The organism is Bacillus pumilus (assembly GCF_024498355.1).
Lineage (GTDB): Bacteria > Bacillota > Bacilli > Bacillales > Bacillaceae > Bacillus > Bacillus pumilus_P.
Genome location: NZ_CP101833.1, coordinates 2718013 through 2739465, shown reverse-complemented (window position 1 = coordinate 2739465; position 21453 = coordinate 2718013). Strand labels below are relative to the sequence as shown.

The 21453-nt window shown below is 41.6% G+C and carries 28 protein-coding genes; 24 read left to right on the top strand and 4 right to left on the bottom strand.

Translation table 11 applies throughout. The features are described from left to right. Positions 1-71 precede the first annotated feature (71 nt). Both tlpB and NPA43_RS14060 read left to right on the top strand, forming a co-directional pair. Positions 72-2060 carry a methyl-accepting chemotaxis protein gene (gene tlpB / locus NPA43_RS19350; protein WP_099727129.1) on the top strand — a complete coding sequence of 663 codons (1989 nt, stop codon included), beginning with the start codon at positions 72-74 and terminating at the stop codon, positions 2058-2060. 89 nt (positions 2061-2149) lie between these two features. Next, entirely contained in the window at positions 2150-2674 is a 525-nt protein-coding gene (locus NPA43_RS14060) for a type 1 glutamine amidotransferase domain-containing protein (protein ID WP_256498971.1), read from the top strand. Between the two features lie 77 nt (positions 2675-2751). On the opposite strand, the gene NPA43_RS14055 is transcribed toward NPA43_RS14060, so the two are convergent. Further along, positions 2752-3741 (bottom strand): Gfo/Idh/MocA family protein, encoded by a 990-nt coding sequence (locus NPA43_RS14055; protein ID WP_099727131.1) that lies wholly within the window; start codon positions 3739-3741, stop codon positions 2752-2754. 201 nt (positions 3742-3942) lie between these two features. On the opposite strand from NPA43_RS14055, the gene NPA43_RS14050 reads away from it, so the two are divergent. From NPA43_RS14050 to NPA43_RS14035, 4 genes are all read left to right on the top strand, one after another. Next, complete coding sequence (locus NPA43_RS14050) at positions 3943-4335, top strand: DoxX family protein (RefSeq protein ID WP_256498970.1); 393 nt, start codon at positions 3943-3945, stop codon at positions 4333-4335. A gap of 64 nt (positions 4336-4399) precedes the next feature. Continuing rightward, positions 4400-5542, top strand: a complete 1143-nt coding sequence (locus tag NPA43_RS14045; RefSeq protein WP_099727134.1) for an AI-2E family transporter — start codon at positions 4400-4402, stop codon at positions 5540-5542. A gap of 127 nt (positions 5543-5669) precedes the next feature. Further along, positions 5670-6503 (top strand): undecaprenyl-diphosphate phosphatase, encoded by an 834-nt coding sequence (locus NPA43_RS14040; protein ID WP_099727153.1) that lies wholly within the window; start codon positions 5670-5672, stop codon positions 6501-6503. Positions 6504-6674: 171 nt separating this feature from the next. Next, a complete protein-coding gene (locus tag NPA43_RS14035; protein WP_099727135.1) occupies positions 6675-7148 on the top strand; it encodes a stress protein in 474 nt (157 codons plus the stop codon). 40 nt (positions 7149-7188) lie between these two features. Here the strand turns inward: NPA43_RS14035 and bioB are convergent, their stop codons facing one another. Both bioB and NPA43_RS14025 read right to left on the bottom strand, forming a co-directional pair. Further along, on the bottom strand, positions 7189-8184 hold the full coding sequence (gene bioB, locus NPA43_RS14030; RefSeq protein ID WP_099727136.1) for a biotin synthase BioB: 996 nt from the start codon (positions 8182-8184) through the stop codon (positions 7189-7191). A 357-nt stretch (positions 8185-8541) separates the two neighbouring features. Continuing rightward, positions 8542-8919 carry a helix-turn-helix domain-containing protein gene (locus NPA43_RS14025; RefSeq protein WP_099727137.1) on the bottom strand — a complete coding sequence of 126 codons (378 nt, stop codon included), beginning with the start codon at positions 8917-8919 and terminating at the stop codon, positions 8542-8544. A gap of 353 nt (positions 8920-9272) precedes the next feature. Between NPA43_RS14025 and NPA43_RS14020 the strand changes: the two genes are divergently transcribed. The 17 genes from NPA43_RS14020 (at position 9273) to NPA43_RS13940 (ending at position 20473) form a co-directional block, all read left to right on the top strand. Beyond that, a complete protein-coding gene (locus tag NPA43_RS14020) occupies positions 9273-9425 on the top strand; it encodes a hypothetical protein (protein WP_180275504.1) in 153 nt (50 codons plus the stop codon). After that, positions 9400-9594, top strand: a complete 195-nt coding sequence (locus NPA43_RS14015) for a hypothetical protein (RefSeq protein ID WP_256498969.1) — start codon at positions 9400-9402, stop codon at positions 9592-9594. Before NPA43_RS14020 ends, NPA43_RS14015 begins: the two co-directional genes overlap by 26 nt. Before the next feature lie 102 nt (positions 9595-9696). Further along, a complete protein-coding gene (locus NPA43_RS14010; RefSeq protein ID WP_249705104.1) occupies positions 9697-10101 on the top strand; it encodes a holliday junction resolvase in 405 nt (134 codons plus the stop codon). Further along, the gene (locus NPA43_RS14005) at positions 10094-10300 is read left to right on the top strand and encodes an XtrA/YqaO family protein (protein ID WP_034317304.1); all 207 of its coding nucleotides are present in this window, start codon (positions 10094-10096) and stop codon (positions 10298-10300) included. Before NPA43_RS14010 ends, NPA43_RS14005 begins: the two co-directional genes overlap by 8 nt. A gap of 125 nt (positions 10301-10425) precedes the next feature. Next, positions 10426-10944 (top strand): sigma-70 family RNA polymerase sigma factor, encoded by a 519-nt coding sequence (locus tag NPA43_RS14000; protein WP_230030834.1) that lies wholly within the window; start codon positions 10426-10428, stop codon positions 10942-10944. 353 nt (positions 10945-11297) lie between these two features. Then, complete coding sequence (gene terS, locus NPA43_RS13995) at positions 11298-11945, top strand: phage terminase small subunit (RefSeq protein WP_230030835.1); 648 nt, start codon at positions 11298-11300, stop codon at positions 11943-11945. Then, the gene (locus tag NPA43_RS13990) at positions 11942-13252 is read left to right on the top strand and encodes a PBSX family phage terminase large subunit (RefSeq protein ID WP_256498968.1); all 1311 of its coding nucleotides are present in this window, start codon (positions 11942-11944) and stop codon (positions 13250-13252) included. Before terS ends, NPA43_RS13990 begins: the two co-directional genes overlap by 4 nt. Beyond that, positions 13249-14706, top strand: a complete 1458-nt coding sequence (locus tag NPA43_RS13985) for a phage portal protein (RefSeq protein WP_256498967.1) — start codon at positions 13249-13251, stop codon at positions 14704-14706. Before NPA43_RS13990 ends, NPA43_RS13985 begins: the two co-directional genes overlap by 4 nt. A 37-nt stretch (positions 14707-14743) precedes the next feature. Beyond that, positions 14744-15829: an XkdF-like putative serine protease domain-containing protein gene (locus NPA43_RS13980; RefSeq protein WP_256498966.1), complete on the top strand. Its 1086-nt coding sequence runs from the start codon at positions 14744-14746 to the stop codon at positions 15827-15829. 22 nt (positions 15830-15851) lie between these two features. Next, positions 15852-16775, top strand: a complete 924-nt coding sequence (locus NPA43_RS13975; protein ID WP_099727144.1) for a phage major capsid protein — start codon at positions 15852-15854, stop codon at positions 16773-16775. Between the two features lie 13 nt (positions 16776-16788). Next, positions 16789-17172 carry a protein YqbG gene (yqbG, locus tag NPA43_RS13970; RefSeq protein ID WP_099727145.1) on the top strand — a complete coding sequence of 128 codons (384 nt, stop codon included), beginning with the start codon at positions 16789-16791 and terminating at the stop codon, positions 17170-17172. Next, positions 17169-17525: a YqbH/XkdH family protein gene (locus NPA43_RS13965; protein ID WP_256498965.1), complete on the top strand. Its 357-nt coding sequence runs from the start codon at positions 17169-17171 to the stop codon at positions 17523-17525. The genes yqbG and NPA43_RS13965 overlap by 4 nt, the downstream gene beginning before the upstream one ends. After that, positions 17522-18019: an HK97 gp10 family phage protein gene (locus tag NPA43_RS13960; protein WP_256498964.1), complete on the top strand. Its 498-nt coding sequence runs from the start codon at positions 17522-17524 to the stop codon at positions 18017-18019. The genes NPA43_RS13965 and NPA43_RS13960 overlap by 4 nt, the downstream gene beginning before the upstream one ends. A 4-nt stretch (positions 18020-18023) precedes the next feature. Continuing rightward, positions 18024-18479 carry a phage tail terminator family protein gene (locus NPA43_RS13955; RefSeq protein WP_256498963.1) on the top strand — a complete coding sequence of 152 codons (456 nt, stop codon included), beginning with the start codon at positions 18024-18026 and terminating at the stop codon, positions 18477-18479. Continuing rightward, positions 18466-18678 carry a YqzN/YkzM domain-containing protein gene (locus NPA43_RS13950; RefSeq protein WP_034317333.1) on the top strand — a complete coding sequence of 71 codons (213 nt, stop codon included), beginning with the start codon at positions 18466-18468 and terminating at the stop codon, positions 18676-18678. The genes NPA43_RS13955 and NPA43_RS13950 overlap by 14 nt, the downstream gene beginning before the upstream one ends. 3 nt (positions 18679-18681) lie before the next feature. Further along, complete coding sequence (locus tag NPA43_RS13945; protein ID WP_099727149.1) at positions 18682-20028, top strand: phage tail sheath family protein; 1347 nt, start codon at positions 18682-18684, stop codon at positions 20026-20028. Between the two features lies 1 nt (position 20029). After that, positions 20030-20473 (top strand): phage tail tube protein, encoded by a 444-nt coding sequence (locus NPA43_RS13940; protein WP_034317337.1) that lies wholly within the window; start codon positions 20030-20032, stop codon positions 20471-20473. 283 nt (positions 20474-20756) lie between these two features. Here the strand turns inward: NPA43_RS13940 and NPA43_RS13935 are convergent, their stop codons facing one another. Next, positions 20757-20846 (bottom strand): putative holin-like toxin, encoded by a 90-nt coding sequence (locus NPA43_RS13935; RefSeq protein ID WP_072368332.1) that lies wholly within the window; start codon positions 20844-20846, stop codon positions 20757-20759. Positions 20847-20996: 150 nt separating this feature from the next. Here NPA43_RS13935 and NPA43_RS13930 point away from each other — a divergent pair, with 150 nt between their 5' ends. Next, a complete protein-coding gene (locus NPA43_RS13930; protein ID WP_099727150.1) occupies positions 20997-21437 on the top strand; it encodes a phage tail assembly chaperone in 441 nt (146 codons plus the stop codon). Positions 21438-21453: the final 16 nt, after the last annotated feature.

The window sequence follows — 21453 nt, the reverse complement described above, 5'->3', positions numbered from 1 at the left end:
GTTAAAAAAGTAAACAACCTAGTAGTACTTCCGATATATATACTATCTTACTAAAAGGAGTTTTCTTTTTTATGAAATTCATACAGTATTTCCGAAAGCCATCTATTTCAAAAAAGCTCGTATTCTCTTTCTTATTTATTCTCTTATGCCCAATCATTGTATTGGCATACTCGTCATATCATACTGCGAGCACCTCCTTAAATGATCAAATCATGCAAAGCGCAAAGGAAAATGTAGAGCAGCTAGATAAAAATATTACGAAGGTTGTGAAAGTGAAAACAGACGCGGCCGATTTCTTTAGTCAATGGATCACGAAGAAAAAACTCAAGCAAAAAGGAACGACTGATATTCAAGGACGCTTTGAGCAGTTCATGAGTATGAATGATGACACAGAAGGCATTTTTGTCGCTTCAAGTGATGGCAAAGTATTTTCAAGATATCCTCATAAAAAAATGCCTGCTGACTATGTCGCAACTGAGCGAGATTGGTATAAAGATGGCTGGGCGAAAAACGGTGAGCTGTCTGTTTCAGCTCCGTACCCAACCGCATCAACCGGTACTCTTGTTGTGACAATCTCTAAAAAACTAGAGGACGGATCAGGTGTCATTGCGATGAACCTAGACATTGCGAATCTAGTGAAAGAGTCAAATAGTATTAACATTGGTAAACAAGGCTATGCCTTTATCGGAAGCCCTGATCGTACCTTTGTTGCCCATCCAACGAAAAAAGCTGGGTCCAAATTATCTGGTGAGTGGTTAGAAAAACTCTATTCACAAGATAAAGGATCTATGAGTTATATGTTTGAAGGAAAAGAAAAGCAAATGGAGTTCACCACAAATAAGGCAACTGGCTGGAAGATTGTCGGTACAATGTTTGTAAGTGAAGTAGAAGAAGCTGCGCAGCCAGTCTTTAACATGGCCACCATTATTTTAGCCGGCGCCCTCATCATTGGCGGTATTCTTATCTTCTTTATCATCCGTTCGATTACAAAACCACTTTCCATGCTTGTCTCATCTTCGAAGAAGATCAGTGAGGGAGATTTGACAGAAAAAATTGACGTCAGGTCACAAGATGAAATTGGACAGCTTGGCACAAGCTTTAATGAAATGAGTGAGTCACTAAGAGATGTCATTCAAGCCGTACAAACATCTGTTGAAAACGTGGCTTCATCATCTGAAGAACTGACGGCAAGCGCAGGTCAAACAACAAAGGCAACAGAACATATTACATCATCTATTGAAACATTCTCAAACGGCAACGAAAATCAAAGCGAAATGGTTGAACAAAGTGCGGCCCATTTGAAACAAATGAATGAAGGACTGAACGAAGTCGCACAAACCTCTGATGTGATCACGGCGTCATCTGTTCAATCAAAAACAGTAGCGGAAACAGGCGGACAGCTTGTGGAGCAAACAGTTGGCCAAATGAAAACAATCGACCATTCAGTGAAAGAAGCTGAAGGTGTGATCAACGGACTAGAGCATAAATCAAAAGATATCACAAACATCCTAGGTGTGATTAACGGCATTGCAGATCAAACGAATTTACTCGCACTTAATGCAGCCATCGAAGCAGCACGTGCAGGCGAGTCAGGCAGAGGCTTTTCGGTTGTCGCAGAAGAAGTACGTAAACTAGCGGTTCAATCATCAGATTCAGCAAAAGAGATTGAAAAGCTCGTGAAAGAAATTGTATCTGAAATTGAAACATCTCAAAATATGTTCAAATCGGTGAATGAAGAAGTGAAAAATGGTCTTTCTATTACAGACCAAACGAAAGAAAGCTTCTCACAAATTAACCAGCAAACAGCGGAAATCGCAACAAGAATTAATGAAATGAATACAACGGTACGCGAGCTTTCAAAAGGATCTGAGCAAATTTCTCGAGCAGTCAATGACATTGCAGATGTATCGAGAGAGAGTTCAGCAAGCATCCAAGATATCGCGGCATCTGCTGAAGAGCAGCTCGCTTCTATGGAAGAGATTAGTTCTTCCTCTACGACTCTTTCCCAAATGGCGGAAGAGCTGCGAGATTTAATTAAAAAATTCAAGATCAATGAATAATGAAAGTGGTTCTCCTCAAGGGGAACCGCTTTTCTTTTTAAGAGATGATCTCGTACAATAGAGGAAATCGGAAGAAAAGGAGAGATGTTATGCGTTTATCAGATAAGAAGGTCATTGCGTTTGTGAGTGATGATTTTGAAGATTTAGAGCTATGGTATCCAGTTCTACGTTTAAGAGAGGAGGGCGCAACCGTCCATCTCGTAGGAGAAAAAGCAGATCATGAGTACACCGGCAAGTATGGAGTGCCTGCCGTATCCGATGCAGATTTTTATTCCATTCAAGCTGACGATTATGATGCTGTGCTCGTTCCAGGCGGATGGGCGCCTGATAAACTGCGCCGATATCCAGAAGTATTAGATATTGTCCGTACGTTTGATGCGAAAGGCAAACCAATCGGACAAATTTGCCATGCTGGCTGGGTGCTGATTTCAGCCGGAATCCTGCAAGGCAAAAAAGTGACAAGTACACCTGGTATTAAAGATGATATGACGAATGCTGGTGCGGACTGGTTTGATGAAGCAGTTGTCACAGATGAACATCTCGTTTCAAGCAGACGTCCACCGGATCTTCCGCCATATGTGAAAGCATTTGCGGATGTATTAGCGGCAAAATAATTGTCTTCACACTGAACGAAAAACAAAGGGCGAAAATAAACATCATTGTCGCCCTTTGTTCATCATCTCATGCCCCATTAAGTGTGTCTGTCGGCAGGATACGTAATGCCCATTTGCCTTCTCGCTTCGTCCATGACGGATATGGTTTGAACAGATAAGGCAAATGCATTGACCGGAGACTGTCCCTTTCCTTGCTGAATACACTCAATAAAATGATCAATTTCATAATACATGGCTGGCTGATCATCTTTGAGAGAGATGTCGGTTTGATGTCCATGACGATCATGGATCGTGATACGAGAAGGACGGTGGAATTGATCAATGACCATTGTGGCATCTTCTCCTTGAATTTCAGCAGATAAGTGGGACGTTGAGATTTTTGAATGAAAAAGAAGTGCTTGATGCCCGTCATACTGTAAAAGTAATGAGCCGCTCCCATCCACCCCAGAAGAAAGCTTATAGCCTCTCGCTGTGATTTGATTTGGCAGGCCAAATAAATAAATGGCTGGAAAGACGAGATACACACCGATATCCATTAAAGAGCCATTAGATAATTCCGGCTTAAAGGCGTTTGGAATCTCACCGTCTCGGTAGGCGTCGTATCTTGAGGAATATTTACAGTAATGGGCGACCACTTGCCGAATAGGACCTAGTTGATCCAGGTGCTGTTTGATTTGAAGAAAATTTGGTAGAAATGTTGTTTTCATTGCTTCCATTAAACAAACTTGATGTTTTTTCGCTGCGGCAATCATCTGTTCAGCTTCTTTTCGATGGGAGGCTAACGGCTTTTCGCATAAAACATGCTTTTGATGCTCCATCATCAACATGGCTTGCTCTTTGTGAAGGGCGTTTGGGCTTGCAATATATACAGCATCAAACGCATCACTTTCCGCCATTTTCTGTAAGCTGGTAAAGACCGTATCAATTCCGTACTTTTCTGCAAATGCCTGTCCTTTTTCAGCGGAACGTGAATAGACGGCTGTGCATGTAAAATCCGTAATTCCTTCACCAGCCTGTAAGAAGCGATCTGTAATCCAGTTCGTTCCGATGACAGCAAATCGAATCATGTCATTCCCTCCTTCTGCTTTTCTCTGATTATACATGCTTTGAAAGCGTTTGTATGAAAGAATATTCTTTTTATTGAAAAGCGGATGAAACCTTTATCTAGGCTGATGCGTCTTACATAAAGGATATAAATGTACGAAAAGTGGGTAGTTTCTTCCTTCATTCGGGTAATACTCAGAAAGAAGGGAGAGGAGGAAACGAACATGAAGCGCATCCTGCATATAGGAAGTACATACGTCTTTGCGCTTTTATTCATAGCAGCCGGTGTTTTTCATGTGATAGAGCCAGGCGGCTTTGCCCGCATGATGAATGGCTGGCCATTTCCCTATGTGATGGTCTATGCTACTGCTTGCTTGGAATGGCTGCTGGCAGTTCTACTGCTTCTGCCAAACGTCAGGATTGCGGCAGCAAAAGGGATTGCTGTCTATCTTGTACTCATTTTCCCAGCAAACCTATTTGCGGCGCGAGAGGGGATTCCATTTCCAGGTCAAGAGAGCACAGAACGAGCCATGCTATGGATGAGGCTCATTGGACAACCGATTCTGATTTTATGGGCAATGTCCATTGCAAGATTGGAAAAAAAGCTAAAACAATGATCACCATATCATGATCAAGTAGTGTACAATTTACTAAAAAATAGCCCGTGTTTGGAGGAACGATATGAATTCTATGCAAATGTGGAGCAGTCGATTTAGAAAATTCTTTCTTGATAACAAGTTTGTTCTCTTTTTACTCGTCCTGCTATTAATCGGATTGAATATCCTTGTTTTCATGAAAACATCTTTTATTTTCATACCGCTCATTGTACTCGTCAAAACCATTGCCTTACCGATTATTCTAACGGGGGTTGTGTATTATTTATTAAATCCGGTTGTCAACTTGTTAGAGAGATTTAGAATCAAGCGGATCTATTCGATTTTGCTTTTATATCTTGTCATTATTGGCGTTATGACAGTGACCATTGTGTCCATTATTCCTTTCTTACAAGCGCAAACCATGAGTTTGTTTCATAACCTTCCGAAATACGTCGATACGGTAGAAGATCAAATTAGACAATTAACAGGCAGCAACTTCATTAATCAAGTGCAAAATACGATGAACTTTAATGTGTCTGAATTAGCCAGTAAAGCGTCAACCCAAGCGACAAGTATTTTGGAAAGCACCTTCACCGGTGTAGGGACATTTTTGGGTGCGCTGACTGAAATCATTATCTCGATTGTCACAGTCCCATTCATTCTATTTTACCTATTAAAAGACGGCAAAAAATTGCCGGACTATTTCTTGAAATTTATTCCGAATAAGCTAAGAGATCATACACATATCGTGCTGCATGAAATGAATCATCGCCTTAGCTCATATATTCGCGGGCAGATCATTGTCAGCTTCTGTATCGGTGTTCTTCTCTTAATTGGATACATGATTATCGGTTTAGACTACGCCTTACTGCTGGCCCTCATTGCCTCATGTACAAGTGTCGTTCCTTATCTGGGCCCAACGATTGCCATTACACCAGCGATTGTGATTGCCCTTGTCACGTCACCAATTATGCTGTTAAAATTGATCATTGTTTGGACGGTTGTCCAGCTGATTGAAGGGAAATTCATTTCTCCGCAGGTCATGGGGAAAAACCTTCATATCCATCCGGTTACCATCATTTTTGTTCTTTTAACAGCTGGTAAATTGTTCAGCGTGATCGGCATCATTGTCGCTATTCCGACGTACGCCGTTCTGAAAGTCATCACGACCCACTTATTTGATTGGTTCAAAATGCGATCCAATTTGTATAAAGAAGAAAAGGTTTGATGTCATAATCTTTTTTTGAAAAAAATATAGTATCATAAAGACGAGCTTTCGAAACAGAAAGCTTATCTTTATGTGGACATAGATGGTTTGCCTGTTCAAAAGATCAGAATTGAAAGGAAAGAAAATCATGAATTTATGGGATTTATTCGTGGCACTGGTTTTAGGAATTGTCGAGGGGTTAACAGAGTATGCACCTGTCTCATCTACAGGGCACATGATCATTGTCGATGATCTTTGGTTAAAATCGAAGGAAATTATTACGCCAGAGGCAGCAAACACATTTAAAGTCGTGATCCAGTTAGGCTCTATTCTAGCTGTAATGATCGTGTTCAAAGATCGTATTTTGAACTTGTTAGGCTTAAAGAAAAATATCACAGAAGAACAAAAGCGCAGTGGACATAAGCTGACCATTGCTCAAATTGCTGTTGGACTCGTCCCAGCCGTCATTTTAGGATTCTTATTTGAAGATTATATTGATAAATATTTGTTTGACGTCAGAACGGTCGCTGTCGGTTTGATTTTAGGGGCGGTGCTGATGCTTATCGCTGACTGGATCAATAAACGTAAAACAGAAACAAGCTCTGTGGACAACATGACGTACAAACAGGCACTTTATATCGGGCTGTTTCAATGTTTGGCATTATGGCCTGGCTTCTCGCGTTCAGGTTCTACCATCGCAGGCGGCGTTATTCTTGGTCTGAACCACCGAGCTGCAGCTGACTTTACGTTTATCATGGCGATGCCGATTATGGCGGGAGCAAGTTTCTTAACACTCGTGAAAAATGCCGAATATTTAACAACAGATATGCTTCCATTTTTTATTGTCGGCTTTGTGAGTGCGTTTATTGTAGCTCTCTTTGTTGTTCGATTCTTCCTAAAACTGATCAATAAAATCAAACTGGTGCCTTTTGCGATATACCGAATTATCCTAGGTCTGATTTTATTTATCCTGTTTATGTAATGATGTAAACTACTCTTTTAAAAAGAGTAGTTTTTTGTTGTTTCGCCCCTTTTAAACAGTAAAATCACCCTCTTAATTGGTAGAAAATGAACTTTTTTCAAAAATTAGTGTTTAAGAGACAAGTGAAGGGGTAGTACATGAACATACCAATTAAAGGAGGAGTTAGAAATAATGAGAAAAACAAGCAAATTTTTTGTCGGTTCTGTGATCGCTACTTCAATGGTTGCTGTCCCTCTATCTCTTACGACTTTTGGTCAAACGGCTGAAGCTGCTACAACAACAGGTGTTGATGGAAGTGTATCCATTGATCCAGTAGCCATTGCCGATAAAATTGAAGAAGCAGTGAAAACATCTCAAAATCGGGATGGTTTTGTAAAAAATGCGGCTTATAGTGCATTCTATGAAGCAGGTCAAAACTATAATGTGGTTGTCCAAAACTTAAGCCAAGACCATGACTTTAGCGGGCTGAACAATGTTGTCTATTATGATAGTGTTGAATATGACGGTATTACGTTTGGTATTTGGGTATTTGAAGATGGTACGTTTGTCAACAATGGTGACGGCGGATATATTAACTGGACCTTTGTTGGCAGCTTTGACCGTGAAGAAGGCAGCGGTACTGTCGATTTCCATAAAAGATTCTAATTCATCGTCAAAAGTCTGCCGAGCCATCGGCAGACTTTTTTTATAATGCACATTCTTCGATCTCAAAACCTAAATCCTCGATGATGTGATGATCCGTTTGTACTTGCTGGCCCTTTGTTGTTAAATAATCGCCTACAAAGATGGAATTCGCCGCATAAAGTGCTAGCGGCTGGAGTGTCCGTAAATTAAACTCTCTACCTCCTGATACTCGAATTTCCTTTGTTGGATTGATGAATCTCATCAGCGCCAAAACCTTCAACGCTTTTATCGGGTGTGTCCGTTCTTGATGTTCAAGTGGAGTTCCTTCGATTGCGTGAAGAAAGTTGACGGGGATTGAATCCGCATCAAGTGCTCTTAGCGCAAAAGCCATTTCAACAATTTGCTGATTCGTTTCACCCATCCCAATAATGACACCTGAGCAAGGTGACATACCAGACTGTTTGACCCGCTCAATGGTCGACACGCGGTCATCATATGTATGAGTCGTCGTAATTTGAGTATGATGATCATGATGTGTATTAATATTATGATTATATCGATGGACACCAGCTTCCTTCAGCCGCTTCGCTTTGTCTTCATTTAATAACCCAAGACAGGCACACACCTTCAAAGGCATCGTCTCAGTAATCTCCTTAACTGCCGCAGTCACTTCATCTAATTCCCGGTGCGAGGGTGCTCTCCCGCTTGCCACAATACAATATGTACCTGCTTTTCTTTTTAGTGCCTCGCGTGCACCGTCCACAATAGTCTTTTGATCAAGCATTGTATATCTTTCAACTGGTGCTTTTGAAATCATAGACTGTGAACAATATCCGCAGTTCTCAGGACAATATCCGCTTTTGGCGTTAAAAATCATATTCAACTTCACCTTTTTTTGAAAAAAATGAAAACGCACTTGATAGGCTGCATGCATAATAGGTAACAATTCTCCATCGTCCGCTTCAAGAATGTCTAGACCCTCCTGCATCGTGATCGGTTCATTTTTCATCGCTTTCTCCGCTATCGCTTCCCAAGATAAAGACATTTGCTTTCCCATAAATAGCCCCTCTCAATATGTTAACTTATTTTTATTAAAAGTTAACATAATGGATAGGCAATGGCAAGTACTGGATGAATGACGCAAGTGAATCCAAATCAAAAATATCAAAAGGCGATGAACATGAAGTCATCGCCTTTTGATATGTAAAGATTGATCTTAACGAACAGTAATATAGTTGATACAAGCTCACCCTGTGAATTATAGTGAAAAACAGTTACAGACCCGCGTTGAAGACGAGATAATCAAAAAACACATGATTTTTTATTCATATGTCATTCTCTTTTTTATGGAAAAAGAGGCATAAAAAAAGCTGGGCACATACCCAGCAATGCAATGCTTTATGAAAAGAGATCATCAATCGTCGTCTGGCTGTTTTGGCTGACGGCCTTTTTGTTTCTCTTTCTCTCTAATGTAGTTAATAAAGTCGATGGTTTGTCTTCGTGCTTCTTCGGAAAAATCGGAGGCAGCTTTAAACGCAATTTGCAAATCAGGATCGTCTGCAAGATCGTAATCAGTTCCGCTTTTGTCTTTACCTGTGAGGAGATAATCTGTTGAGACTCCGTATAGCTCGGCGATTTTCACAATCATTTCACCGTCGGGTTTTCTCAATCCATATTCCCAGTTTGCATAGGTAGACATCGCCTTCAATCCGAGTTTTTTAGCAACGGTTGACTTACTCCATCCATGCTTCTCTCTTAATTCAGTTAAAATCTTTCCAGTCAAATTATCCATTGGAAACACCTTTTTTCATATTATGTGTAAATTTTATCATGAATTACACGGAAAAGATAAATAAATACACAAAAAGAATAAAAATGTGATTGACTTACTCGTTTCGTGTATATTATCATAATGAATATAACTTACACATATTGAGTAAGAGGTGGGAAGATGAAACTTGGCTATAAGTAGACGTGCGGCTATGTGAATATAGAATTGGGCAGAACGAAGACCAGCATAGAAAGAGCAAAGCATATTGCAGATCTGTTAAATACCGGTGTACAGGAGCTTTTTTTGATCAAAAATTACACGAAAAGAGTAACTTTTAGAAGGGGACTGTGTTTAGGAAAGGGGAGACGAACAGAATGAATATTGAACATCCGATGGTGACGCAGATGAATGACTTTGGATACCCAAAAAGTTACTGGTCATATGAGATGAAACGATGTGGTTATCAAGCAGAGGCAGAGGAAAGTCAGGAGGGACATGACGATGATCAGACATCAGTTGACGTTTAATGCTCGAAAAGAAGCACAGCTTTGTTTAGTACAAGCTGGCGGCTGGATCGCCTTTCATCATAAGGAACCGATGTTTGTTTTCGCCACGGCAGAAGAGAAGCAGACATACTTGATCCTTATGGCAGCCAAAGCCGCTGATGCAAATAAGGAGGGGATCAGAGCGACATGAATCGATTGAAGCAAATCATGACATTTATGAAATGCTTGCTCAAAGCGAGTCAAAACGAACAAGACATCAGGCAGTGGGCAAAGGATGACGGGAGATCGTAACATGGTCATCCATTTCATCATTGAGACAGAGCATTTATTAACAAAACAGACGTTCATGAAAAGAATTCAAGCAGCGGCAAAAGCGCAATGCCCGCAAAAAATAAAAGGCGCACTATCACTGGAGATACGTTTATTTGACAACATGCCGCTCGACATAGCTGACTGCCAAAACAAGCGTGTATATGCTGAAAAAGGCTTGATACGTCCGGTGCACGTCAGTATCTTTCAGCCAAGTCTACAGCATATTCAAGAAGCACTTCGCTCCATCGCTGACGAAGTCCCTCTACAGATTGTGGATTTAAGAGTTTCTCAGTTTTATAGTATGCGCCCAAGAGTTGAAATCATTTTAAATACTGTAGATGACGGCATGAGGTCATCACCAAAAAGGAGACAAGCATATGAATGAGCCAAAACAACTATTGATTCAAGAAAATCAGACATTTGTTGGTGAAATGGAGAAAGGAAAGATTCAAGTCATTGTGTTAGATGGAAATGTAGGAACGGCCTATATGATGGATGTACCTGAGCATGGAAAAACCATTATTCAAACGGCAAAAGGGCATTTTGCAAGAGTGGATCACGAGATTGGTTTTAAAATCAGCTAGCCTGATGAACAATTCACAACATCATAAGTCCAAGACGGAAAGCCTGCGGACACTGATCAAGACCCTACTTAAAGGGGCTGATTGGTGTCCGTTTTTTATTTTCTTAAAAAAGGGAGAGAGCACATATGCAAGATTTACTGATCGAATATAAAAGAGCATTAAAGGATGCCAGAAAACGATATGAACGATTTAGAGAAAAAGAAGACCAGCAGCTGTCAGATCAAGACAAGCATGATCAAAAAATGATCGCCAGTATGGTAAGCGATCTAGAATACGTTGTGGACTGGCTTCAAATCGGCAGAGAGCCAGGTGCGCGCAGGGGATTAGACAGACGTTCTGTTTATCAGCGCACTATTCTTGCAAATTCAGAAGTATTAGAGGCCTTATCACATGAATATACCCTCATTCAAGAGAAAGAAAGAGAGGTAAGTGAGCGGGACAAAAAACGAATTGACGAAGCTTTGTCTGTTTTAACAGATCGAGAGAAGGACGTATTCTTTATGCACACAACGCAGGGACTATCGTTTAGCGAGATTGCGATCATGCTAGATGTCAAGAAAGGAACTGTACAAAAACATATGGAAAGAGCTCGGACCAAAATGTCCAAAAAAGTGCAAGAACGCCTATTCAAAGCTGCTGAATAGGCATTTTTTCTTTAGAAAATCAATCAATCAGAGCTTGTCTTACAGTTGCCACCTATAGTTAGAAAGACCAAACGGATGTTTGCTAGACCTACACAAATGATTCCTTTTTAGGGAATCATTCCAGATTGTTGACAAAGGGCTAAAATGATCTTTATTTTAGCCCTTTGTCTTCTTTTCAGCGTGATAGAAAACCTTTGAAGTCTAGGAAGGACGAGCACCGGAGCGGAGCGAATTTGACATTCGTGGGCACCGGAGCGCAGACCTGACAACGAATGCGAGGGTTTGTCTACACGCTGAAATGATTCCTTTTTAGGGAATCATTCGAACTAAAAGGAGGCGGCAGGTGAATGTAGATGAAAGATAAACGGATGCAAGCAAAGAAAGATTATATGAAAGGGATGACGTACCAGCAGATATCTGATCATTACAACGTCTCCATCCATACCGTCAAATCATGGAAAAGACGATACGGCTGGCAAAGACAACAAACATCAGCAAAGCAGGCGCACTCGATCTTCAATCAATTTCTTTCGGAGGAAACGATTGAAATCATGGAGAAAATGGGTGGACGCACATCACTTGATATCATCTGGGACCAAATTCAAATTCAATACGCAGCCATTATTCGCGCGCAGCGAATCATGTATGTCGCAGATCAAAAGGACATGATCAAAGAGCTGAAAAAGGCAACATACATGCCCTCTTCATTAGAGGAAGAAACAGTAGAAGGCATTCAGCCAGAACCAAAAATCACAGCAGAAGAATATTCGTTTCAATTTTCATGGGATCGGCATGCCACTTTTTTAAATGCCCAATCTCGTGCAATGGGGGAGCTGAGACGTCTCATTAAACAGTTTGAAGAGCTCGCTCACGCGAAGGATGAAAGAAGATTAAGGCTGAAGCAAATCGAACTGACGATCGAAAAAGCAAAAAAAGCAGTGCGTGAAGAAAAAGAGGAAGATCTTCACATCATGATCAAGCGAAAAGAGGACGATTCATGACGTTGATTGAAAAAGAAGTCAATCCTCACTTTGAACACTTTCTTTTCGATTGGAAGCAAAAGTTTCAATTTTTAGTAGGCGGCTATGGCTCATCCAAAAGCTATCACATTGCTTTGAAACTGATCTTAAAACTCCTTGAAGAAAAGCGGACAGCACTTGTCATTCGAGAGGTGTATGATACGCACCGAGAGTCGACATTTTCTCTATTACAAGAAATCGTCAGCGATCTTGGCATCGATCATGTGGTGAAGTGCCGCAGTTCGCCGCTGGTACTAACGTTTCGAAACGGCAGCAGCATCTTATTTAAAGGGCTGGACAAGCCTGAGAAGTTGAAGTCGATCAACAATATCTCGATCATTTGGATTGAGGAGTGCTCAGAGGTTTCTTATGAAGGCTTTAAAGAGCTGCTTGGAAGGCTGAGGCACCCGGCTTTACCTCTTTATATGATGTTATCGACCAATCCCGTTGGTCAGGATAATTGGACGTACAGACATTTCTTTCGAGATGAACAGCTGAAGCGATTTGTTCTTGATGACGAGACATTATACAAAAAGCGCACTGTCGTTATCAAGGATACGTACTATCACCACTCGACGGCAGAAGATAACCTGTTTTTGCCTAAAAGCTATGTGAAGCAGCTGGATGAGCTGAAAGAATACGATCCGGACCTTTATCGAATTGCGAGGAAGGGATTTTTCGGGATCAATGGCACAAAGGTTTTTCCTCAATTTGAGGTAAGAAGCCATTCTGACGTAGTAGAAGCGATTCAGCAGATTGAAAGACCGCTGAAACGAGCAGGGATGGATTTTGGTTTTGTTGAATCGTACAATGCGTTAATTCGGTTAGCCGTCGATCCTGAAAAAAAGTACTTATATATTTATTGGGAATATTACGACCGCGGGAAAACAGATGATGAAACAGCCGTTGATCTGAAAGAGTTTGTAGAATCAAAGGAACTCATCAAAGCAGACGCAGCAGAGCCTAAAACCATTCACTATTTTCGGCAGCGTGGATTTCAAATGGTGGCAGGGCATAAGTTCCAGGGCTCACGTTTGCAGTATACAAAAAAGATCAAACGGTTTAAGAAAATCATTTGCTCTGATGCTTGTCCGTACACAATCTATGAACTTCAATCACTGACCTATAAGGCAGATAAGGACGGACGCCTCGAGGAAGATGAATTTCAGATCGATCCGCACACATTATCAGCCATCTGGTATGCGCTGGATGATTATGAAGTGACGGATTTGAAACAGACCGCCTCGGAGCGTGTCCGTCCAAACAGAGAGAGGAGGTCCATACAATGAAACAAATGAAAGCAACGATTATGAAGGCAAACATGTCTGATCACACAAAGCAAATGTATGAAGATGAATTTTCCTATGAAAAAGATGACATTGTACCCCCGCCCTACAATATCAATGAATTAAAAAGCATGGCAGAGTACTCGACCATTCTTCAGCAATGTATTGATGCCTATAAAACAAACATTTTAGGCTTTGGTTTTGGTGTGGAATACGCCTTTGACTTTAATGCAGAAGGTGTGAAACCGGCAAAAAAGAAGACCGCAGAGAAGGAATGGACAAGACTTGAAGAGTTTACAAGATACATGAACTATGATGAGTCTGCCGATGTGATTCTTGGCTATGTCCTCGAAGACCGAGAGAAAACGGGCAATGGTTTTTTAGAGGTGCTGCGAAATGGACAAGGAAAGCCGGCAGGAATCGAGTATTTAGATGCACTCCATATCCGCATTTGCAAGCTGAGTGAGCCAGTCGACGTCGAATTCCGATACACAGAAAACGGCGAGTTGAAGACGATGAATCGAAAGAAACGATTCCGAAAATATGTGCAGGTGATCAATGAAAAGAAAGTCTTTTTTAAGGAGTATGGTGATCCGCGCATTTTAAATTGTGAAACAGGCAAATACGATGACACCACGCCAGAGCCGCTTCAAGCAACAGAAGTGATCCATTTTAAAATCGGCAGTGGAACGTATGGGATGCCCCGCTGGATTGGCAACATCGTGAATATGTACGGAGCGCGCAAAGCAGAAGAACTGAACTATCTTTATTTTAAGCAAGGACGGCATGTACCTGGTGCCATTATTGTCGAAAATGGAATGCTGTCAGAATCGTCCTATCAGCAGCTTCAGGATTATATGGACGATATTGAAGGATCTGATCATGCCCATAAATTTTTATTGCTTGAAGTAGAAGGTCTTCCGACGGAAAAAGGGTTAACAGGTGAAGAAGATGTATCAAATGTCAAAGTGAACTTTAAATCCTTAGCAGAGATCCTGCAAGAGGATGCGCTCTTTTTAGAATACGACGAAAAAACTAGGAACAAAATACGCTCCGCTTTTCGCCTGCCGCCTATTTACACTGGCGAGTCTCAAGACTATAACAAAGCCACAGCAGATACTGCGCGTAAAACAACAGAGGAGCAAGTATTTCAGCCTGAGCGGCATCTCATTACAGGGAAACTTAATACCCTTTTCCTGCCGGACCTTGATATATGGCATGTCCGCTTTCTATTAAATGGACCTGATTTTAGAGATCCATTAGAGATCGCCAAGGTTCTTACGCCATTTATTCAAGCTGGGGCAGTGTCACCAAACGATTTGCGAGATCTGGCGGGACGCATTCTTGGGAAAACGTTAGAGGAATGGCCAGAGGAGTTCTATCACCGGCCCTTAGAAAGCCGCATCAAATCAGCTGAAGAACAGCCTCAATCAGAGCCGAACCAGCTGGAGAAATAAACAGAAGGACGTGAGCTTTTTGAAAGGGGGTGAACATATGCCAAGAGAATTAAAAAACGCAAAAATTACACATGTTTCCTACGTGGACAGGGCAGCAAACCAAAAGAAATTCTTTTTAATGAAAGCAAAGAAGAGGCAGCCTGACTTTCAAAAGGAAATCAGTGTCCTCACAAAGGCAGAAGATGCTCATCGCCTCGTGTATGGTGTCGTGTATGAACCGAATACACTGGATGCACACCAAGACTTTATGTCAGCCAAGGAAATTGAAAGAGCGGCACACGGTTTTATGAAGGATGCCCGTCATATTGACAAACAGCATGATTTTCAAGATGGTGTTGGCGAAGTCGTTGAATCATACATTGCCCCGGCGGATTTTGAAGTAGGCGGGGAATTGATTCAAAAAGGATCTTGGGTGCTTGTGACAAAGGCTTCACAAGATATTTGGGATCAAATTCAGCAGGGCCACATTACAGGCTACTCAATGGCTGGGACGGCGGACATCGTGGCAATAGAAGAACAAGATCAGCTCCTATCTCAAGGCACGAATGAGAGAGGGCTTTTTTCTTTGCTGAAAAATTTCTTTTTGAAAGAGGAAGGTGCAAACATGTCACAACAATTTTGGAGCGTTTTAGACCATCTGCTGGAAACCTTACAGTCGAGTGATGGTGATGAGTCTAGCGTAAGAGCTGCGCTTGAACAATTGATACCAATGGTGCAGGATGTTTTGAAGACAGATGATGTGCTTCAAACGATTGGCGAAAGGCCAGCATCCGTTCAAAAGCAAGATGCCGGATTGACGGCGGATCAGGTGAACGAGCTGGAAAAAGCAAAAATGGCAATCGAAAACGTCTTACAGCAAGCGGAAAAACCAGAGACAGGTCAAGAAGAAGAACCGGTCCAAAAGGTGCTGGAGCAAGTGGTTGCGCCGATTCGTCATCAGCTCTCTTCATTAGAGAAATCAGCCAGCAGAGAAAAAGCAGCCATTCACCAAGTGCTTCAGCAGCAGCTTTTGCCTATTTCAGAGCGGATTCACATGCTTGAAAAAGCGCGGGGCATTTCAAAACAAACAATCCACGATACACAAAACGACAGGACAAAGCCCATATGGGATGGCTTACTATAAGCCTAAATAAGGAGGAAACAGTGTGAGAAATCAAGAGTTGATTCGCAAGGCTGAAATGACACTTGCCAGCTTAAAAACCGGCGGTCTCATGAACGCAACCCAATCCAACACATTCATTAGAATGATGCAAAACACACCAACCGTTTTAAATGATGCACGCATCATTCCGATGGAAAGTGATTCACAAAAAATCGAAAAAATCGGCTTCGGCCAGCGTATTTTGCGCCCAGCAGAAGAAGGAAAAGCGCTTGATGCAAAAGACCGTGTTGTCCCAGCGACAAGCACTGTCCAGCTAAATGCGAAAGAGGTCATTGCAGAAATTCACATGACCTACGACAGCATTGAAAACAATATTGAAAAAGACGGGATTCAGCAGACCGTTATGCAAATGCTGGCAGAACGAGCGGCGGTAGATATTGAAGAGCTGATCGTCAATGGTGATACAACATCATCAGATCCGTTTTTAGCTCAAATGGATGGCGTACGAAAACAAGCAGTATCTCATATTGTAGATGCAAATGGAGCAGAAATTAGCCGTCAAATGTTCAAACAAGCCTATAAAGCGATGCCATCAAAATATTTACGTGTTCCTCAGGATTTCCGTTTCTACACATCTCCAAGTCTAGAGGTCGAGTGGAAGGATCAAGTAGCAAACCGTCAGACCGGCTTAGGAGATGCGGCAATTCAAGGCGGACTTTCCTCTGCGTTTGGTGTCCCGGTCAAAGGTCTTGCCAATATGCAGCCATATGACGAAGCAGGAACAGACGTATCAGATATTTTACTGACACACCCTAAAAACATTATCGTAGGTTTTTCTCGCAATATTCGTATTGAAGTAGAAAAAGATATTCGCAGCCGTAAGTTTATTATTGTCCTGACAGCGAAGCTAGACAGCAAATTTGAGGAAGAGGATGCTGTAGCAAAAGTGATGAAAGTGAAAGAGTAGGTGACGGCAGGCCATGATTATTTCTGCTGAGGAAGTACAAGCCTATTCTGTATTTGATCGTGTGAAAAATCGATCTGTAGAGAGACTGACAGCAGATATTATCGAAGCAGAAGCTGCAGTATTTCAGATCGTAGGTCACGATTTCACAAACGAAAAATATCAGCCCCTCCCTGAAAAAGCAAGGATCGCATTATTAAAAATGGCCCAATACTTTGCCATGCTGAATGATGATGAATCTATGATGAAAGGCTTTACGTCAGAAAAAATGGGCGATTATTCATATGCGAAGGCAGCTGAACAAGTCAAAGGCAGGCCCTATGTATATGCCCTGCTTGTTGATTACATTGAACCATCGCTCACTGGCGGCAGTGCCAAATTAAAGGTGAGATCATTATGAGTTATCAATCTTTATTAACGGATCGCTGTGATCTTTTTCACCTTGAACACGAGGAGGCTGTCCGCGGGAAATTCGGGATTCCACCTGGAGATTTGCAAATAACACTCACTTATCCTGATGCGCCAAGCTTGAGAAATCTCTCTTGCTATGTCATAGAAAAAAACCAGTCACTCGTGCAGGAAGAACCGAATACAGTGATTTATCAGTCCTATCTTGTCCATTTTCCTTTAGCAAGTGATATTCGCTTGCATGACAAAATAGTATGGAACGGGGTTTCACTCAAATTACAGCAGCCCAAAATAGTGAAAAATCATCACATTGAAGTGTTGGCAGTCAGGAAGGAACATCTATGAAAATTGATGGACTTGACCGGCTGCTTTCACAGCTGAAGACGGCGTGTGATGGCGGCTTAAAGGCGGAGTATCAAGAATGGTTACAGGAGAAGGGCTTGCAGCTTTTAGACATCATTCAGGATGAATTAATCAAGGAGAATGCTGTCGATACAGGCCGGCTTCTAAGCTCCTTTAGGCAAGGTGACAAGGAGAATCATTTCCTCATCTCACGAGACGGTCTCACGCTTGAAGTGGGGACGCAGCTAGATTATGCCTCATACGTCAATGACGGACATGCCACTTCTTCAAATGGAGAGCGAAGATGGGTCCCTGGCAGGTGGGCTGGTGGCCGCTTTGAATATGATCCGAATGCAAGTACAGGAATGATGCTTGCATCTCAATGGATGAATGGAAATGGCTACTGGGACCATGCTGTCATGCTCTATGAGCAAATGTTTGAACATTCGCTAGATCGGAAGCTTCAAAGCTGGATCGATCGACATTTTGGGAGGTGATTGAATGAATCAAGAAGTCGGGGCAATCATGCATTTTATTTACACACAATTTCCTGTAACAATGTATGATCGTCTTCTGCCAGAGCGCTTTCAAGTTCCGTCTGTTTATGTGCCGCCAGTGACAGTCATCAGCGGTCCAGATACGATATCTACCTTTATGAAATCTTATTCGCTGCAAGTGAAAGTGTTTCATATCGATACAGAAAAAGCGCATGATGCAGCAGAAACAGTCGTCGATGCATTGCTTGCTGATCGTCAAATCATTCAGATGATGAGTGAAGATGGAGAGGTGCTTGATGATTATGTCCGCATAAAAAGAGTGGAAACAAGAATCATAGATCAAGGCGTAGCAGCGATTGTCCTGACGTGGGATAGCAGCTATTGGTACAACCGAGACAAACAGACAAGCCTTGAAAATATCAATTTTTCAGATGGGGTGATCAAACGTGAGCAAGACTAAAAAAGCACAGCTCGATCAAACAGCTGGCGAAGAAAAAGAATTTGGCTTTTCATTTGAAGCCTTAAAAGAGCACAGTAAGGATCTTTTTGGGGTAAAACCAGAAATCCTTGAAGGTGCTCTTTTTTATATCAAGCATCAACCAATTACAAAAACAGAAGCAAAGAAGCACATTGATGCTTTTTTGTCCAAGGAGGTTTAAAGGATGAACGGAGGCACTTTTACACCAGGAACAGAGAAAAAGCGTCCTGGCATTTACTTTAATTTTAAAACAACAGCAGAGCAGCGAATTACTTTAGGCGATCGAGGTACGGTGGCACTTCCTCTTGTGATGAGCTGGGGAGAACCAAAAACCTTTATTTCCATTTCCAATATGGAAGACTTAAATAAAAAGGTCGGACTCAACATTGATGATAAGTCACTCCTTCTTTTCCGTGAAGCAAAGAAAAAAGCACAAACAGTCTTGCTTTACCGCTTAAATGAAGGGGAGCCAGCCAAAGCCGAAATCGCTGAAAATTTTGTGGTTACAGCAAATTATGGCGGCCTAAAAGGAAATGAGATCACAGTACAAGTCGCAGAAAATGTACTTGATAGCACAAAGCGCGACGTTATCACCTATCTTGGAACAGATATTGTCGATAAGCAGGTTGTGACTGATGTCAAAGATCTTGTGAAAAACAAATATGTTCAATTTTCTGGTGAAGGTGAAGCAGTTATCACAGCTGGTGTGGCACTAAGCGGCGGGAAAAATGGTGTGGCAAGTGTTGCAGATTACACAGCTTTCCTAGAAGCAGCCGAAACAGAATACTTTGATGTCATTGCTCTTCCGGTCGATAATAGCGAGCAATTAAAAGCAACCTTTGCCTCATTTATCGAGCGTTTACGCGATAAGCAAGGACGTAAGGTGCAAGGGGTTGTCGCCAATTATGCAGCTGACCAAGAGGGGATCATCAATGTCACAAGCGGTGTTGTTCTAGAAGACGGAACAGAACTGACGCCTGCACAAACAACAGCATGGGTCGCAGGTGCAAGTGCAGGAGCGAACTTCAATCAGTCACTTACCTTTGTTGAATACGAAGGAGCAGTAGATACATTAGAACGCCTTGATAATGATCAAGTAGAATACAGATTATCACAAGGGGAGTTTCTTTTCACCTTTGATGCCCGGGACCGTACTGTGAGCGTTGAAAAAGATATTAACTCCTTAACAAGCTTCACGGCTGAAAAGAACCAGCAAATGGCGAAAAACAAAATCATTCGTGTGCTTGATGCGATTAACAATGATTTAACGTTTGAATTGAAAAATTTGATTAAATTACGTAAAGCCAATGGCAATGACATTCCAGCATCAGATGATGGTGTGCAGCTTGTGAAAACACTCATTACGCAGTATCTCACACAGCTTCAAGATGGCAGCGGCATTACAGGCTTTAACTCAGAAACAGATATCGTGATTGGTCTCAATGAAGATCGTGATGGATTTATCATCGATTTAGCGGTTCAACCAGTAGATGCAGCAGAAAAATTCTATTTCAATGTGGAGGTGAAGTAAGATGGCTTTTAAAGCGCAAAATACTATTTCAGGTAAAGAAGGTCGTCTTTTCTTAGAAGGTGAGGAGCTTGCATTTATCAAAACCTTCGAAGCAAATGTGGAGAAAAACAAATCAGAAGTCAATGTCATGGGCCGCCGAATGACTGGTCATAAAACAACCGGTGCAAACGGAACAGGAACTGCGACGTTCTATAAAGTCACATCACGTTTCGTGCAATTAATGCTCAACTATGTGAAAAAAGGAGAAGATCCTTATTTCACTCTTCAAGCTGTGCTTGAAGATAAGTCATCTGGCCGAGGCACAGAGCGTGTGACATTATTTGATGTCAACTTTGATTCAGCTAAAATTGCTGGACTGGATGTAGATTCAGAGGCACTTGAAGAAGAAGTTCCTTTCACATTCGAGGATTTTGACCTGCCTGAGAAGCTGAAGAATTCTTTTTAATTCGTTATTTGGTACGAGTGAATTCGCTAAGTAATATTGGCGAATTTAAAAAGGAATGTGTTATAATGCAATTAGAATGCTCAAAGCATTCTGGAAGCATTCTTAAAGCATTCCAAGAACAGAAAATTATGTTTACATGCAAAGTAATTTGCATACAATAAAAAGAAGCCAGGATGTTGGCGCATCCCGGCAATGTACAATGGGGCCCTTCAAGGGGCTGGCTAATCGAATAGGATTTTCAGGATAGACTTTCCCTATTACCTACCAAAGCTCAAGGGGGAGTCTATTTTTTGTCTATATACGTCAACAGGGCAATGATAAATGACCCGAATGCAAGCATTAACATAAGCGCTTGAAATGTTGACATGAGCATCACCCCCTTCCTATCGGGGATGAGCCAGACACCCTTGAGCAAGCCGTTCCATTGTACGATTAATATTATACATGAAAAGATTGGAAAGCACATTCAAAAATGGATGTGCTTTTTTGCATTCAAAAAACATAACAAAGGGAGTTTTTAAACATGAGCGAAAAACAAACATTTGATCTTTCATTTTTTATGCCAGGACAAACAGTAGAAGCGGAAGAAGTCAAAGTGCTGATTTCTAAGCGTTTTGTTGATAAAAAAGGGAATGTCATTCCTTTTGTCTTCAAAGCAATTACAACTGAACGTATTGATGAATTAGAAAAAGAAAACACAACGTTCAAAAATGTCAAAGGCAGAGGACGCGTGAAAGATTTAGACAGTCAGCGCTTCTATGCACGTATTGCCATTGAATCCACCATTTATCCAGATTTCCGCTCAAAGGAATTAAGAGAAGCCTACAGCACACAAGATCCTGTTGAAGTAGCAAAGCGTGTACTGTCTGTTGGCGGGGAATATGCGAACTGGTTAAACAAAGCCATCGAAATCAATGGGTTTGAAGACGAGATTGAAGATTTAGAAGAAGCAGCAAAAAACTAATAAAAGATGGGGATAA

Excerpts from the sequence above, each read along its gene's own strand:
- tlpB (WP_099727129.1), top strand. The coding sequence starts at position 72 with ATGAAATTCATACAGTATTTCCGAAAGCCATCTATTTCAAAAAAGCTC.
- NPA43_RS14060 (WP_256498971.1), top strand. The coding sequence starts at position 2,150 with ATGCGTTTATCAGATAAGAAGGTCATTGCGTTTGTGAGTGATGATTTT.
- NPA43_RS14055 (WP_099727131.1), bottom strand. The coding sequence starts at position 3,741 with ATGATTCGATTTGCTGTCATCGGAACGAACTGGATTACAGATCGCTTC.
- NPA43_RS14050 (WP_256498970.1), top strand. The coding sequence starts at position 3,943 with ATGAAGCGCATCCTGCATATAGGAAGTACATACGTCTTTGCGCTTTTA.
- NPA43_RS14045 (WP_099727134.1), top strand. The coding sequence starts at position 4,400 with ATGAATTCTATGCAAATGTGGAGCAGTCGATTTAGAAAATTCTTTCTT.
- NPA43_RS14040 (WP_099727153.1), top strand. The coding sequence starts at position 5,670 with ATGAATTTATGGGATTTATTCGTGGCACTGGTTTTAGGAATTGTCGAG.
- NPA43_RS14035 (WP_099727135.1), top strand. The coding sequence starts at position 6,675 with ATGAGAAAAACAAGCAAATTTTTTGTCGGTTCTGTGATCGCTACTTCA.
- bioB (WP_099727136.1), bottom strand. The coding sequence starts at position 8,184 with ATGGGAAAGCAAATGTCTTTATCTTGGGAAGCGATAGCGGAGAAAGCG.
- NPA43_RS14025 (WP_099727137.1), bottom strand. The coding sequence starts at position 8,919 with ATGGATAATTTGACTGGAAAGATTTTAACTGAATTAAGAGAGAAGCAT.
- NPA43_RS14020 (WP_180275504.1), top strand. The coding sequence starts at position 9,273 with ATGAATATTGAACATCCGATGGTGACGCAGATGAATGACTTTGGATAC.
- NPA43_RS14015 (WP_256498969.1), top strand. The coding sequence starts at position 9,400 with ATGATCAGACATCAGTTGACGTTTAATGCTCGAAAAGAAGCACAGCTT.
- NPA43_RS14010 (WP_249705104.1), top strand. The coding sequence starts at position 9,697 with ATGGTCATCCATTTCATCATTGAGACAGAGCATTTATTAACAAAACAG.
- NPA43_RS14005 (WP_034317304.1), top strand. The coding sequence starts at position 10,094 with ATGAATGAGCCAAAACAACTATTGATTCAAGAAAATCAGACATTTGTT.
- NPA43_RS14000 (WP_230030834.1), top strand. The coding sequence starts at position 10,426 with ATGCAAGATTTACTGATCGAATATAAAAGAGCATTAAAGGATGCCAGA.
- terS (WP_230030835.1), top strand. The coding sequence starts at position 11,298 with ATGAAAGATAAACGGATGCAAGCAAAGAAAGATTATATGAAAGGGATG.
- NPA43_RS13990 (WP_256498968.1), top strand. The coding sequence starts at position 11,942 with ATGACGTTGATTGAAAAAGAAGTCAATCCTCACTTTGAACACTTTCTT.
- NPA43_RS13985 (WP_256498967.1), top strand. The coding sequence starts at position 13,249 with ATGAAACAAATGAAAGCAACGATTATGAAGGCAAACATGTCTGATCAC.
- NPA43_RS13980 (WP_256498966.1), top strand. The coding sequence starts at position 14,744 with ATGCCAAGAGAATTAAAAAACGCAAAAATTACACATGTTTCCTACGTG.
- yqbG (WP_099727145.1), top strand. The coding sequence starts at position 16,789 with ATGATTATTTCTGCTGAGGAAGTACAAGCCTATTCTGTATTTGATCGT.
- NPA43_RS13965 (WP_256498965.1), top strand. The coding sequence starts at position 17,169 with ATGAGTTATCAATCTTTATTAACGGATCGCTGTGATCTTTTTCACCTT.
- NPA43_RS13960 (WP_256498964.1), top strand. The coding sequence starts at position 17,522 with ATGAAAATTGATGGACTTGACCGGCTGCTTTCACAGCTGAAGACGGCG.
- NPA43_RS13955 (WP_256498963.1), top strand. The coding sequence starts at position 18,024 with ATGAATCAAGAAGTCGGGGCAATCATGCATTTTATTTACACACAATTT.
- NPA43_RS13945 (WP_099727149.1), top strand. The coding sequence starts at position 18,682 with ATGAACGGAGGCACTTTTACACCAGGAACAGAGAAAAAGCGTCCTGGC.
- NPA43_RS13940 (WP_034317337.1), top strand. The coding sequence starts at position 20,030 with ATGGCTTTTAAAGCGCAAAATACTATTTCAGGTAAAGAAGGTCGTCTT.
- NPA43_RS13935 (WP_072368332.1), bottom strand. The coding sequence starts at position 20,846 with ATGCTCATGTCAACATTTCAAGCGCTTATGTTAATGCTTGCATTCGGG.
- NPA43_RS13930 (WP_099727150.1), top strand. The coding sequence starts at position 20,997 with ATGAGCGAAAAACAAACATTTGATCTTTCATTTTTTATGCCAGGACAA.